This window comes from Zavarzinia sp. (genome assembly GCF_041650655.1).
In the GTDB taxonomy this organism is placed as follows: domain Bacteria; phylum Pseudomonadota; class Alphaproteobacteria; order Zavarziniales; family Zavarziniaceae; genus Zavarzinia.
On the sequence record NZ_JBAZKR010000099.1, the window covers coordinates 1 to 13,291 of the forward strand.

13 protein-coding genes are annotated in these 13,291 nt (G+C 68.6%); 5 read left to right on the top strand and 8 right to left on the bottom strand.

Annotated elements, in window-relative coordinates; translation table 11 throughout:
* The 8 genes from WC493_RS18130 to WC493_RS18165 all read right to left on the bottom strand — a co-directional run.
* The coding region (locus tag WC493_RS18130) for an ABC transporter permease (RefSeq protein ID WP_373067068.1) at positions 1 to 404 on the bottom strand (404 nt) is incomplete at its 3' end.
* Positions 405 to 465: 61 nt separating this feature from the next.
* Complete coding sequence (gene scpB, locus WC493_RS18135) at positions 466 to 1,140, bottom strand: SMC-Scp complex subunit ScpB (protein ID WP_373067070.1); 675 nt, start codon at positions 1,138 to 1,140, stop codon at positions 466 to 468.
* The gene (locus WC493_RS18140) at positions 1,137 to 1,928 is read right to left on the bottom strand and encodes a ScpA family protein (protein ID WP_373067071.1); all 792 of its coding nucleotides are present in this window, start codon (positions 1,926 to 1,928) and stop codon (positions 1,137 to 1,139) included. The genes scpB and WC493_RS18140 overlap by 4 nt, the downstream gene beginning before the upstream one ends.
* 14 nt (positions 1,929 to 1,942) lie before the next feature.
* Positions 1,943 to 2,629, bottom strand: a complete 687-nt coding sequence (locus tag WC493_RS18145) for a site-2 protease family protein (protein WP_373067072.1) — start codon at positions 2,627 to 2,629, stop codon at positions 1,943 to 1,945.
* Entirely contained in the window at positions 2,626 to 3,654 is a 1,029-nt protein-coding gene (nagZ, locus tag WC493_RS18150; RefSeq protein ID WP_373067073.1) for a beta-N-acetylhexosaminidase, read from the bottom strand. The genes WC493_RS18145 and nagZ overlap by 4 nt, the downstream gene beginning before the upstream one ends.
* Positions 3,641 to 4,579, bottom strand: a complete 939-nt coding sequence (locus WC493_RS18155) for an SPOR domain-containing protein (protein ID WP_373067075.1) — start codon at positions 4,577 to 4,579, stop codon at positions 3,641 to 3,643. Before WC493_RS18155 ends, nagZ begins: the two co-directional genes overlap by 14 nt.
* The gene (gene argS / locus WC493_RS18160; protein ID WP_373067076.1) at positions 4,579 to 6,339 is read right to left on the bottom strand and encodes an arginine--tRNA ligase; all 1,761 of its coding nucleotides are present in this window, start codon (positions 6,337 to 6,339) and stop codon (positions 4,579 to 4,581) included. Before argS ends, WC493_RS18155 begins: the two co-directional genes overlap by 1 nt.
* Positions 6,336 to 7,523 carry a deoxyguanosinetriphosphate triphosphohydrolase gene (locus WC493_RS18165; RefSeq protein ID WP_373067077.1) on the bottom strand — a complete coding sequence of 396 codons (1,188 nt, stop codon included), beginning with the start codon at positions 7,521 to 7,523 and terminating at the stop codon, positions 6,336 to 6,338. Before WC493_RS18165 ends, argS begins: the two co-directional genes overlap by 4 nt.
* A gap of 128 nt (positions 7,524 to 7,651) precedes the next feature.
* Here WC493_RS18165 and erpA point away from each other — a divergent pair, with 128 nt between their 5' ends.
* The 5 genes from erpA to WC493_RS18190 all read left to right on the top strand — a co-directional run.
* Entirely contained in the window at positions 7,652 to 8,035 is a 384-nt protein-coding gene (gene erpA, locus WC493_RS18170; RefSeq protein WP_373067079.1) for an iron-sulfur cluster insertion protein ErpA, read from the top strand.
* A 6-nt stretch (positions 8,036 to 8,041) separates the two neighbouring features.
* Positions 8,042 to 8,809: an exodeoxyribonuclease III gene (gene xth, locus WC493_RS18175; protein ID WP_373067080.1), complete on the top strand. Its 768-nt coding sequence runs from the start codon at positions 8,042 to 8,044 to the stop codon at positions 8,807 to 8,809.
* Between the two features lie 2 nt (positions 8,810 to 8,811).
* On the top strand, positions 8,812 to 9,249 hold the full coding sequence (locus WC493_RS18180) for a GFA family protein (RefSeq protein ID WP_373067081.1): 438 nt from the start codon (positions 8,812 to 8,814) through the stop codon (positions 9,247 to 9,249).
* Positions 9,250 to 9,339: 90 nt separating this feature from the next.
* Positions 9,340 to 10,308 (top strand): diguanylate cyclase domain-containing protein, encoded by a 969-nt coding sequence (locus WC493_RS18185; protein ID WP_373067082.1) that lies wholly within the window; start codon positions 9,340 to 9,342, stop codon positions 10,306 to 10,308.
* A partial coding sequence (locus WC493_RS18190; protein ID WP_373067083.1) for a PAS domain S-box protein occupies positions 10,305 to 13,291 on the top strand: 2,987 nt, incomplete at its 3' end. The genes WC493_RS18185 and WC493_RS18190, both read left to right, overlap by 4 nt.

Genomic DNA, 13,291 nt, shown 5'->3' on the forward strand with positions numbered 1-13,291 from the left:
CGCAGCAAGTCCTGAACCGGCCCGGCCACGTCGAACAGCCCGGTATAGGCATAGGCCAGCACATAGGAAGGCACCGCCATGGGCAGGAACAGCGCCCATTCGAACAGGCGCTGGCCCGGAAAACGGCACATGGTGACGAGCCAGGCCGTGCCCACCCCGATCACCGCGGCGCCGATGCCGACGCCGACCATGAGGATCACGCTGTTGGCGATATAGCGCGGCAACACCGTCTCGCTCAGGTGCTGCCACATCTCGCCCGCCGGCGTCAGCGCGGCCGAGGCGACCATGACCACGGGCAGCGCGAAAAACAGGGCGACGGCAAAGGCCAGCGCGCTCCACCCGTTCAGGCGGCGCCAGCGCCGGGGACCGGCGGCTGCATTCGGGCGGAGATCGGAAACGGCCAACGCGACGACCCTTCGGAGCCTGCGAACGATTCTCAATAACTAGGCTAGTGCGCCGCAACAATCAAGCCATCGAACCGTCATCCGGCTCCAGACCATCGTCGGGTTCCAGCGGCTCCAGGTCTTCGTCGCGGCCGATCACGGGCATCGACTGGCGGGGATCGACCAGGCCGGCCGCCTTGAGGTCCTCGATGCCCGGCAAGTCGCCGATCTGGGCGAGGCCGAAATGCTCGAGGAAGACGTCGGTCGTCTTGAAGGTGAGCGGCTTGCCCGGCGTCTTGCGCCGCCCCGCCGGCTTCACCCAACCGGTTTCGAGCAGCACGTCCACGGTCCCCCGGCTGACCGCGACGCCGCGGATCGCCTCGATCTCGGCACGGGTCACCGGCTGGTGATAGGCGACGATCGCCAGGGTCTCGATCGCGGCGCGGGACAGGCGGCGGGTCTCCTCCGTGTCGCGGCGGAGCAGGAAGGCGAGATCGGGCGCCGTGCGGAAGGTCCAGCGGCCGCCGACCTCGACCAGATTGACGCCGCGCCCGCGGTAAGCTTCCGCCACCCGCGCGATCAGCGCGCGAAGCTCGATGCCGGGCGGCAGGTGGCGGCCCAGGTCGGCTTCGCCCAGCGGCTCGGCGGCGGCGAAGATCAGGGCTTCGACCATGCGGCTGAAATGCAGGAGGTCGGCCTCGTCGGGGGCCGGCCGTTCTTCCGGCGCTTCCGTATCCGTCATTCCCGGCTCGGTCATTCTTCGGGGGCCTTCCTGATGAAGATGGGGGCGAAGGCTTCGTCCTGGCGAAGCTCGATCTTGCCCTGGCGCACCAGTTCCAGGCTGGCGGCGAAAGTCCCGGCCAGGGCCGAGCGGCGACCCAGAGGATCGCTGAATTCGCCCGGCATGAAGAGTTCGAGCCGCGCCCAATCGAGCTGCACGCCCATCATGGACGACAGGCGCTCGATCGCCGCCTCCATGGTGTAGATGGGCGGCAGCTTCACGGTCATATGGCCGCCGGCCTTGCGCGCCACCCAATCGCCATAGGCGCGGATCAGGTCGTAGAGGCTGACCGCCCATTGCGAGCGGCGCACCACGGTGACCCCTTCCGGCGCGCCCCGGGCGAAGACGTCGCGCCCGAGCTGGTGGCGCGACATCAGCTTGGCCGCGACCTGGCGGATCGCTTCGAGCCTCTCAAGCTGGAGCGCCATGCGCGCCGCCAGTTCCTCGCCCGAAGGCTCCTCCCCCGCGGGCGCCTCGGGCAGCATCAGGCGGGATTTCAGATAGGCGAGCCAGGCCGCCATCACCAGATAGTCGGCCGCCAGTTCGAGGCGGAGCTGCCGAGCCTCGTGGATGAAGGCGATATATTGGTCGGCCAGCTTCAGGATCGAGATCTTGCGGAGGTCGACCTTCTGCGCCTTGGCCAGCACGAGCAGGAGGTCGAGCGGCCCCTCGAAGCCCTCGACGTCGACCGTCAGGCTCTCCCCCGCCTCGTCGACCAGGGGTGCCGGCTGTTCCTCGAAAGGCAGGCTCGGCTTGTCGGTCATGGCCGGGTCCGCCGTCAGCCCCCGCCGTGCAGCGAGAGCAGCGTCCGGATGATGAAATCGATGACCGGCGCGATTAGCTCGAACACGGGGTTGAACGGAACGCCCAACTGGCCGGAGACCAGGGGCACCACGAAAACCGCCAGGAAGACGATCAGCATGCCATAGGGCTCGACCCGCGCCAGGCGGCGGCCGAGCGGGCGTGGCAACAGGCCGACGGCGACCCGCCCGCCATCCAGCGGCGGCAGCGGGATCATGTTGAAGGTGCCGAGCACGGCATTCACGATCACCGCATTGACGCAGTTGTTGGCGAGCCAGGTCGCCGCACTGTCGGGCAGATAAGGCACGATGTAGAGCAGCCCGACCGCGATCAGCGCCATCAGGAGATTGGCCGTGGGACCGGCGGCGGCGACCAGCACGGTGTCCCGCCTCGGATGACGCAGGTTGCGGAAATCGACCGGCACCGGCTTCGCATAGCCGAAGGCGAAACCCGCGGTGAGCAGGAGGAGCGCCGGCAGCAGAATGGTGCCGAGAGGATCGATGTGGCGGATCGGATTGGCCGAGATCCGGCCCAGCATGCGCGCCGTCGGATCGCCCAGCTTGTCGGCGACCCAACCATGCGCCGCTTCATGCAGGGTGATGGCGAAGATCACCGGCAAGGCCCAGACCGAGATCTGCTGCAGGAACTGGGCGAGACCGTTCATGCCGTGACCCCTTCGGCCAGGAGAAGGCCGTCCAATTCGGCCCGCGCCGCGGCACGGTCAAAGGCGGCGGGCGCCGCGCGCCGGCCGGCGGCCCGGGCCCAGCGCCGGGCAGCCGCATCCGACAGGCCGGGCAGACCGGGCAGCAGCCCGGCCAGTTCCTCGAACTTGCCGCTGCAATGGAGGACGATGTCGCAACCCGCCGCCAGCGCCGCCGCGGCCCGCGCGGGAAGGTCGCCGGAGAGAGCCTGCATGTTGATGTCGTCCGAGACCAGGACGCCGTCGAAACCCAGCATGTCGCGCACCACGAGGTCGATGCCCCGGGCCGACTGGGTCAGCGGCCGCTCGGGATCGACAGCGCCATAGACGACATGGGCGGTCATGGCGATCGGCATGTCGGCCAGTGCCGCGAAGGGCACGAAATCGCTGGCCGCCAATTCGCCGAGCGCGGTGGTGACCAGCGGCAGGGAGATGTGGCTGTCGGCCATGGCGCGGCCGTGGCCGGGCAGATGCTTGATCACCGGCAGCACGCCGCCCGCCAGCAGGCCGTCGCAGGCCGCCCGGCCGAGTTCGGCCACCACCGCCGGATCGCTGTCAAAGGCGCGGTCGCCGATCACGTCATGCGCGCCCGGGACCGAGAGATCGACGCAAGGATGACAGTCGACATCGATGCCGAGGCGGAACAGGTCGTCGGCGATCAGCCGGGCCTGGAGATAGGCGGCGCGCCGGGCCGTGGTCCCGCCCAGGGCACCGATCGCCCGGGCCGGGTAGTAGGACGGCCAATGGGGCGGGCGGAGGCGCGCCACGCGGCCGCCCTCCTGGTCGATCCAGACCGTGGCGTCGGGCCGCCCGACCACCTGCCGGCATTCGGCCGCCAGGGCGGCGACCTGTTCCGGCGTCTCGACATTGCGCGCGAACAGGATGAAGCCGAGCGGCGGCGCCGCCGCGAAAAGATCCTTTTCCGCGCCGCTCAAGCTCTTGCCGGCGATGCCGACGACGGCGGCCCTGGAGGCCTCAGCGAACGACATTGCAGTCCTGATTGCGGAGTTTCAGCTTGGCGCAGACCTGCCCCGCCGCATCCTTGGTGGCGAAAGGCCCGGCGCGCAGGCGGTAGAGCGTGGCGCCGTTCACCTGCACCGGCAGGATGATCGGCTTCAGCCCGGCGAGCAGGTCCGAATTGTTCTTCACCAGCCTGGCCCAGGCCTGTTTCGCCGAAGCCTCGTCCTTCAGGGCGGCGAGCTGGATGGTGACGCCCCCCGCAGACGGTGCCGCGGGGGCCGGAGCCGGTGTGGGGGTCGCCGCCGGCTTCGACGGCGCAGGTGCGGCCGGAGCCGGTGCCGGTTTGGCCGGGGCGGGCGTCGCCGGGGTCGCGGCCGGCTTGGCCGGAGCGGCCGGAGGCGCCGCAGGGGCCGGCGCCGGGGTCGTCATCGCGGTAGTACCGGGGGCCGGGGTGGCGGCCGGCGGGGTCGCGGGCGCCGCAGTCGCAGGTGCAGGGGCCGGGACCGCCGGGGCCTCGGCGCTGGGCGGCGGGGCCGGCGGCGGCGCGGTCGGGCGCGCCATCGGCGTGTCGGGCGGGGGTAGCAATTGCTCGGGCAGGCTGGAATCGCCCGTGCCGCCGCCGATCCGATCGAAGATCAGCTTGTCCTGGTCGGGCACTTCCATGCCGCCCGGTTCCTCCGGCGGCACCTTGGTCGGCGCATTGTCGGCCCGCACCAGGGGTACGCTGCTGGCGTCGGTCACCGTCTGGTGGTCGCTGCCGGCGAGCAGGCTGAGCCCGAAATAGAGCAAGGCGCCGCCAGCCAGACCGAGCAGCAGCAGCCGGCCGATCTTCAGGCCGCCGCCCTCCTCCTCGGTCGAGGGCGGCACCAGGCGCTCGCCCGGCGGGCCGGGGCGATAGGGCCCCTGGCCGTAAGGATCGGGCGAATAGGGATCTTGCGGCGAGCTGCCCTGCATCAACGCATCTCCTCGACCGGGGTCACACCGAGAATGCCGAGGCCCGAGGCGATCACGTCGCACAGGCCCTGCAGCAGGGCGAGGCGCGCCAGGGTGAGCGCCGCATCGTCAGCATGGATGAAGCGGAGCGACGGGTCTTCCTTGCCCTTGTTCCAGAGCCCGTGGAAGGCCGCCGCCAGATCATAGAGCGCGAAGGCGACGCGGTGCGGCTCGCTCGCCTCGGCCGCGGCCTCAAGGAGCCGGGGGAAGGCCGCCATCAGCTTGACAAGGGCGAGTTCGTCGGCCGTGGCGATCCGCTCGAGCGGGGCCGCCTTCAGCGCCTCGCGCGAAGTATCGAGGCCGGCGATCTCCGCCGCCGCGTTGCGCAGCACGGAGCGCGCCCTGGCATGGGCATACTGCACGTAGAAGACCGGATTGTCCTTGGACTGCTCTGTCACCTTGTCGAAGTCGAAGTCGAGCGGCGCGTCGTTCTTCCGCGTCAGCATCATGAAGCGGACGACGTCCTTGCCCACTTCGTCGACCACGTCGCGGAGCGTGACGAAACTGCCCGAGCGCTTGGACATCTTCACCGGCTCGCCGCCCCGCGTCAGCTTCACGAGCTGGCAGATCTTCACGTCGAGGTCGGCCTTGCCGTCCGAGATCGCGGTCACCGCGGCGCGCATCCGCTTGATATAGCCGCCGTGGTCGGCGCCCCAGACGTCGATCTGGCGGGTGAAGCCGCGCTTGAACTTGTCCAGGTGATAGGCGATGTCGGCCGCGAAATAGGTCCAGGCGCCGTTCGACTTCTTCAGCGGGCGGTCGGTGTCGTCGCCGAATTGGCTCGCCTTGAACAGGGTCTGGGGCCGCGGTTCCCAATCGTCCGGCTGCTTGCCCTTGGGGGCTTCCAGCACGCCTTCGTAGATCAGGCCACGCTCGGTCAGGGTCGCCAGTGCCTGGTCGATCCTACCCGTCGTATGCAGGCTGTGTTCGGAGAAGAAGACGTCCTGGCGGATGTTCAGGGCTTCCAGGTCTTCGCGGATCATCGCCATCATGGCGGCGATGGCGAATTCCTTGACCGGGGCGAGCCAGGCCGATTCCGGCTGGTGCAGGAAGCGGTCGCCGTATTTCTCGCGCAGGCCCTGCCCCACGGGGATCAGATAGTCGCCGGGATAGAGGCCTTCGGGGATCTCGCCGATCGCTTCGCCATGGGCTTCGCGGTAACGGAGATGGGCTGAACGGGCCAGCGTATCGACCTGGCCGCCGGCGTCGTTGATGTAATATTCCCGGGTGACGGCGTAGCCGACCTTTTCGAGCAGCGCCGCCAGCGCATCGCCGAACACTGCCCCCCGGCAATGGCCGACATGAAGCGGCCCGGTCGGGTTGGCCGAAACATATTCGACATTGACCTTGAGCCCGCCGCCCCGCTCGGAAGCGCCGAAATCCTTGCCCGCGGCGAGCACGGCCCGGAGTTGGTCACGCCAGAAATCATCCGCCAGGCGGAGGTTGACGAAGCCGGGCCCCGCCACCGTCGCCTCGACGACATGGGGGTTCTCGCGCATCACCGCGGCGATCTGCTGGCCCAGCACCTGGGGCTTCAGCCCCATGCCCTTGGACAGGGCGAGGGCCGCATTGGTGGCGACGTCGCCGTGCGCGGGGTCGCGCGTCGGCTCCAGCACCACGGAGGAGAGGTTTTCCGGCAGGGGCGGAATGGTGCCCGCCTCTGCCAGGGCCGCGAGGCGGCTCTTGAGGTCACGGGCCAGGTCGTCGAAGAAATGGGTCATGTGTTCACAGTGATGTCGAACAGGCGGGCATGGTCCTCGATCGCGAAACGATCGGTCATGCCGGCGATGAAATCGGCCACGAGCCTTGCGGTTTTCGGTCTGCCCGGCCCTTCGGCCCGCCGCGCCCAGTCGGCCGGCAGGCACTGGGGTTCGGCGAGATAGAGATCGAACAGGTCCCGGACGCACCGCCTGGCCTTGGAGGTCATGCGGTTCACCCGGTCGTGGCGATACATACGTGTCCAGAGGAAAGCCTTCAATGCCCGATCCTGTTCGGCCATGGCAGCCGAGAAAGCGATGACGGGGACATTGTGGCGGCGTATCGCCTCGACCGAATCGGGTTTCAGGGTGGCCAGCCGGCGCTGCGATTCGGCCAGCAGGTCGTCGACCATGCGGCCGATCAGGGCGCGCACCACCTCATGCGCCACGCGCTGGCGCTCCAGCCCGGGGAAACGCGCCTCGACCTCCCGCACCACGGCACCTACCAGCGGCAGGTCGCGCAGGTCGTCAAGCGTGAACAGCCCGGCACGGATGCCGTCGTCGAGATCGTGGTTGTTGTAGGCGATGTCGTCGGCCAGCGCCGCCACCTGCGCCTCCGGCCCGGCATGGGTCGCCAGTTCCAGGTCCTGCTCTTCCATATAATCGAGGATGGCGGCGGGCAGCGGGCCGTCGCCCCGGCGCCGGCGGCCGTCCGGCCCGATCAGCGGGCCGTTGTGCTTGACCACGCCTTCCAGCGTCTCCCAGGTCAGGTTGAGGCCGTCGAACTGGGCGTAACGCTTTTCGAGCCGGGTCAGGATGCGCAGGGTCTGGGCATTGTGGTCGAAGCCGCCGAAAGGCGCCATGCGCTGGTCCAGCGCATCCTCGCCGGCATGGCCGAAGCAGGTGTGGCCGAGGTCGTGGGCGAGCGCCAGCGCTTCCGCCAGATCTTCGTCGAGGCGCAGCACCCGGCTGATCGAGCGGGCGATCTGGGCGACTTCGAGGCTGTGGGTCAGCCGGGTCCGGTAGTGGTCGCCCTCGTGATAGACGAAGACCTGGGTCTTGTATTGCAGCCGGCGGAAGGCGCTCGAATGGATGATGCGGTCGCGGTCGCGCTGGAAGGCGCTGCGCGTCGCGCTCTCGGGTTCGGGAAAGCGGCGGCCGCGGCTGCGGCGCGGATCGCTCGCATAGGGGGCGCGGACGTCGGTCATGGCGGCAAACTACAGGGCCGATCCCCGCGCATCAAGAAAGGCGGCACTGCGTGCCCGTCAAATTGACATGGGGCGGCCAGACCCTATGTTTAAGCGAGTTGTCCCCCCCTCCGGTCAGGAGTTCGCCCATGTCCGCGACCCAGATTGCCGCCGATCCCACCGGCCTGCCCCCCGCCGGCGATTTGCGCAGCGTCGGCCTGACCGATGCGGCCGCCGCGCGCGTTGCCTTTCTCCTCAAGGAAGAAGGCAAGCCGGACACGTTCCTGCGCATCTCCGTCTCGGGCGGCGGCTGCGCCGGCTTCCAATACAGCTTCGCCTTCGACGACCAGGTCCAGGACGACGACTTCGTGATCGAGCAGGGCGGCGCCCTGGTGCGCATCGATTCGGTCTCGATGGATCTGCTCGCCGGCTCGGTCGTCGACTATGTCGAGGACATGCTGGCCGCCTCCTTCCAGGTGCGGAACCCGAACGCCACCTCGTCCTGCGGCTGCGGCTCGTCCTTCGCGGTCTGAGCCTCGATGCGGGTCGCCAGCTTCAACGTCAATTCGGTCAAGGCCCGCCTGGCCAACCTGCTCGCGTGGCTGGCCGAGGCCTCGCCGGACGTGGTCTGCCTGCAGGAGTTGAAGACGGTCGACCTGCCCCGCCAGGAGATCGAGGACGCCGGCTACAATGTCGCCTTCGTCGGCCAGAAGACCTACAACGGCGTCGCCCTGCTGGCCAAGGCGCCGATCGAGGTCGAGGAGACCCGCCTGCCGGGTGAAGACGAGGACGAACAGGCCCGTTACCTCCAGGCCGTCGTGGGCGGCAAGCTCCGCGTCGCCTCGATCTACCTGCCCAACGGCAATCCGGTCGACAGCGAGAAATTCCCCTACAAGCTGCGCTGGATGGCGCGGCTGCGCGACCAGGCCCGCGCCCTCCTCGCCCTCGAGGAGCCGACCGTGCTGGCGGGCGACTACAACGTCTGCCCGACCGACGGCGACTGTTACGACCCCGCCGCCTTCCGCGACGACGCCCTGTGCCGGCCGGAGAGCCGGGCCGCGCTCCGCCGGATCGTCAACCTAGGCTATACCGACGCCCTGATGGCGATCGACCCGGGACCCCGGCGCTACACCTATTGGGATTACCAGGGCCGCGCCTTTGAGCGGAACAACGGGCTGCGCATCGACCATCTGCTGCTCTCGCCCCAGGCGGTCGACCGCCTGGTCGATGCCGGCGTCGACCGCAACCCGCGCGAGCAGGACAAGCCCTCGGATCACACGCCGGTCTGGTGCCGGCTCGAGCTCTGACCATGCGGGGCGTGACGGCAGACGATCCGCTGACCGGCGGCTGCCTGTGCGGCGCCTGTCGCTACCGGATCACGGCGCCGCCGATCTCCACCAGCCATTGCCATTGCACGCTCTGCCGCAAGGCCTCGGCCGCCGGCTATGTCACTTGGTCGACCGTGCCGCTCGACGCCTTCACCCTGGAAGGCCCGGCCAGCGAATACGCCTGGTCACCCCGCTCGCTGCGCCAATTCTGTTCCCGCTGCGGCAGCCAGCTCACCTTCAGGTTCTTAGGCCTCGAAGGCGAAATCGATTTCACCTGTGCCACGCTCGACGAGCCTGAGCGGGTCGCCCCGACCTATCACACCTGGGTCTCCAAGAAGCTTCCCTGGATCGTCCTCGGCGACGACCGAATCCCGCATTACGAAGAATGGGGCGAGGACGGCGTTCCTCCCGGCCCCTGACCCGTTAACGGAAAAGCGATCATTCTGCGTCAAATTGTGACGGGATGAAGCGTCGTTGTGCCGATCGTCGGCGCGATGGAAGGGAAGTCGGTGCAATCAAGTTCCGCATACCGGCACGATCAGGCCGAACCGGGCACGAGCTCGATTCTGATCGTCGACGACGACCCTGCCAGCATCCAGGCGCTCGGCGGTATGCTGACACCCTTCGGCGAGCTGCGCTTCGCGCTCTCCGGCGAGGAGGCTTTGTCGCTCGCCACCCAGGCACCACCCGATCTCGTTCTGCTCGACGTCAACATGCCCGGCATGAGCGGTTTCGACGTCTGCCGTCGGCTCAAGGCGGACCCGCGGCTGTGCGAGACGCCGGTGGTCTTTGTCACCGGCCACAGCGACCTCGCCTCGGAAGTGACGGGGCTCGAGGCCGGCGCCGTCGATTTCATCTCGAAGCCGCTGGCCCAGCCCCTGGTCGTGGCCCGGGTGCGCACCCAGCTCCGCCTGCGCCAGCTCACCGAGGCCCTGCGCCAAAGCGCCCGCACGGACGGCCTGACCGGCCTCGCCAACCGCCGCAGTTTCGACGAGGAACTGCAGCATGAATGGCGCCGTGCCTGCCGGCGCCAGGAGCCGCTGTCGCTCGTCCTCCTGGACATCGACCATTTCAAAGCCTTCAACGACCACTATGGGCATCCGGCGGGCGACCGCTGCCTGCAGGCGGTGGCGCGGGCGATAGGGGCGGTGATCCGGCGCCCGAGCGATCTCGCCGCCCGCTACGGCGGCGAGGAATTCGCGGTCGTCCTGCCTGCGACCGACGCCGGCGGCGCCCAGCACATCGCCCAGAACCTGGTGCGGGCCGTCGCGGCGCTGGAAATCCCCCATGCGGCTTCGCCCCAGGCCCGCCACGTCACCATTTCGGCCGGCGCCACCACGGCGCTACGGCCCGAGCGCAACACACAGCCCGCCCAGTTGATCGACGCCGCAGACGCCGCCCTCTACCAAGCCAAGCATCTGGGCCGGAATCAGGCCGTCTTCACCGCCTTCTCGCCGTCTGGACAGGCAGAGTCATGACCGACCGCGCATTGTGGCGTCGCGCCGTGCCGGTCGCGCTGGTTCTGCTCGTCGGTCTCGGACTGGCCGGGCTCGCGGCACGACGACAGGAAACGGCGAACCACGACCGGATGGTCGAGGACTTCACCAACCTGACCAGCCGCATCGCCAATCAGATCAGCTCCCGCCTGTGGCGTTATCAGTACGGCCTGCGGGGCGCCCGGGGCACCATCATCGGTGCCGGCTATGAAGGCATCACGCGCACCCGTTTTCGCATTTATCATGAATCCCGCGACATCGACGTAGAGTTTCCCGGCGCCCGCGGCTTCGGCTTCATCCGCCGCGTACCGATCGCCCAAGAAACGGATTTCGTTGCCGCCGCCCGGGCCGACGGCGCACCCGATTTCACGGTGCGCGGCCTCGGCCCCAACGACGGAGATCGCTACGTCATCCAGTTCGTCGAGCCGGTCGAGCGGAATGGCCCCGCTGTCGGGCTGGACATCGCCTCCGAAGCCAACCGCCGGCAGGCCGCCCAACGGGCCATGCGCACCGGCGAGGCCACCATCACGGCCCCCATCACCTTGGTCCAGGCCGCCGCCAAGCCGACCCAATCTTTCCTCTTGCTGCTGCCGATCTATCATTATGGCTTCCCCCGGAGTACCCCGGCCGAACGCGAGGTGGCCTTGTTCGGCTGGGTCTACGCTGCGCTGGTCATGAGCGAGATCCTGCACGATATCGATACGAGCGGCGATCGCGTCTCCCTCGCCCTCTTCGATGCGACCGACAACGGCGGCGAGTATCCCTTCTACGCCGCGAACGCGTTGCACGGCCTGATCGAAGACGGCGCAGAAGGCCTTCTTCACGAGGACGTCACGCTACCCATCTACGGCCGGCAATGGCGTCTCAACGTGCAGGCGACACCTGCCTTCGTCGAACGCCTGCATCAGACCACGCCGCAGGATGTCTTCCTGGCGGGCGGCGTCGCGGCAGTGCTGATCGCCGCCCTCTTCTACGCCTATCGCGACAATCTCGAGCGCCGTCGCGACGGCCTGGCCCGCCAGGCGCTGCTCGCCAATATCGTCGAAAACGCCAACGACGCCATCGTGGCCGAGGACGTTTCCGGCGTCATCACGAGCTGGAACCGGGCGGCCGAGCGGATCTTCGGCTATCCGGCGACTGAAGCGGTAGGCAGGCTCAGCGCCGAGATCCTGTGGCACGGCCCCCGCTCGGGCGATTTCGAGTCTCTGCGCGACCGCGCGCTCGACGGCCTCGCCACAGCCGCCTTCGACACCGCGGGCCTTCGCCGTGACGGCCAGGAGGTCGAAGTCGCCGTGACCGCGGCGCCGATCACCGATCCCGGCGGCGAGGTCATCGGCATCGGCAGCACCATTCGCGACATCACCGACCGGCGCGCCGCCGAACGCGCCCTCAAAGCCTTCAACGCCACACTGGAGCGTCAGGTGGCGGAACGCACGAGCCAGCTCGAAACCGCGCGCCGCGACCTTCAGACGATCCTCGATACCGTGCCCTCGATGATCGGCTATTGGGACCACAACCTGGTGAACCGGGTCGCCAACAAAGCCTATTGCGACTGGTTCGGCGTAGCCCCCAGCCAGATGCCCGGCCGCGCTCTCCGCGACCTGCTCGGCCCCGCCTACGAGGGCATCCGCGCCCCCGTCGAAGGCGCCCTGCGCGGCGAACCGCAGGCCTTCGAGCGCACCATCGCCCGTCCCGACGGCAGTTCCGGCGGCCGCCTGCTCGCCTATTACCTGCCGGACGTGATGGCGGGCGAAGTCCGCGGCTTCTACGTGCTGCTGCATGACGTCACCGAATTGACCGAGGGCCGCCAGAAACTGGCCGTCGCGCTGCGCGACAACCAAGCCCTGCTGAACACGATCAAGCTGCACGCCCTCTATTCCGAGACCGACACCACCGGCTGCATCATCGACGTGAACGAGGGCCTGTGCCGGATCACGGGCTACAGCCGCGACGAGCTGATCGGGCGCAACATCACTCTGCTCTCATCCGGCGTTCACGACCCGATCTTCATCCGCAGCCTGCGCGACACGATCGAATCCGGCGAAGTCTGGCGCGGCGACCTGTGCAACCGGGCCAAGGACGGTTCACTGCACTGGTTCGACACGATCATCGTGCCCTTCTCCGACGCGGCCGGGCGCATCACCAAATTCATCTCCCTGCGGACCGATATCACCGCACGGCTCGCCGCCGACCAGGCCCTGCTCGAAGCGAAACACTCGGCCGAAGCCGCCAACGCGGCAAAGAGCGCCTTCCTGGCCAACATGAGCCACGAGATCCGCACCCCCCTGAATGCGGTGATCGGTCTCGGCCATCTCCTGGAGCAGACCGCGCTGGACACCCGGCAACAGGATTATGTGCGTAAGAGCCTGAGCGCCAGCCGCGCCCTGCTCGGCCTCGTCAACGACATCCTGGACCTCGCCAAGATCGAGGCGGGCGAAATGACCGTCGAGGCGATCCCCTATGATCTCGAGGCCCTGTTGACCGAGCTGAAGGACGTGATCGGCCCGCAGGCGGAAGCAAAGCACCTGAGCCTCGAGCTCGAAACGGAAGCCCCGCTGCCGCCCCTCGTGATCGGCGACCCGACGCGGGTCCGCCAGATCCTGTTCAACCTCCTGTCCAATGCGGTGAAATTCACCGATCGTGGCGGCGTGCGGATCGGTACCCGCGTCATCGGCGCCGATGCCGACGAAGCGATCGAATTCCGCATCCAGGACACCGGCATCGGCATCGCCCCCGATGTGCTGCCCCGCCTGTTCACCCCCTTCGAACAGGCCGATTCCTCGACCACCCGGCGCTTCGGCGGCACAGGCCTCGGGCTCTCCATCGTGCGCCACCTGGTCGACCTGCTGCAGGGCCGCGTCGCGGTCGAGAGCGAGGAAGGCGTCGGCTCGGTCTTCACCGTCACCCTGCCGCTCCAACTCCCGGACAGCGATCAGGCCAAGCCGGTGCCGGCCAACGAAACCCC

Bases quoted from the DNA above. Each gene is read 5' to 3' on its own strand.
- WC493_RS18145 (WP_373067072.1), bottom strand. From the start codon at position 2,629: ATGAACGGTCTCGCCCAGTTCCTGCAGCAGATCTCGGTCTGGGCCTTG.
- WC493_RS18140 (WP_373067071.1), bottom strand. From the start codon at position 1,928: ATGACCGACAAGCCGAGCCTGCCTTTCGAGGAACAGCCGGCACCCCTG.
- scpB (WP_373067070.1), bottom strand. From the start codon at position 1,140: ATGACCGAGCCGGGAATGACGGATACGGAAGCGCCGGAAGAACGGCCG.
- nagZ (WP_373067073.1), bottom strand. From the start codon at position 3,654: ATGTCGTTCGCTGAGGCCTCCAGGGCCGCCGTCGTCGGCATCGCCGGC.
- argS (WP_373067076.1), bottom strand. From the start codon at position 6,339: ATGACCCATTTCTTCGACGACCTGGCCCGTGACCTCAAGAGCCGCCTC.
- erpA (WP_373067079.1), top strand. From the start codon at position 7,652: ATGTCCGCGACCCAGATTGCCGCCGATCCCACCGGCCTGCCCCCCGCC.
- WC493_RS18155 (WP_373067075.1), bottom strand. From the start codon at position 4,579: ATGCAGGGCAGCTCGCCGCAAGATCCCTATTCGCCCGATCCTTACGGC.
- xth (WP_373067080.1), top strand. From the start codon at position 8,042: ATGCGGGTCGCCAGCTTCAACGTCAATTCGGTCAAGGCCCGCCTGGCC.
- WC493_RS18165 (WP_373067077.1), bottom strand. From the start codon at position 7,523: ATGACCGACGTCCGCGCCCCCTATGCGAGCGATCCGCGCCGCAGCCGC.
- WC493_RS18180 (WP_373067081.1), top strand. From the start codon at position 8,812: ATGCGGGGCGTGACGGCAGACGATCCGCTGACCGGCGGCTGCCTGTGC.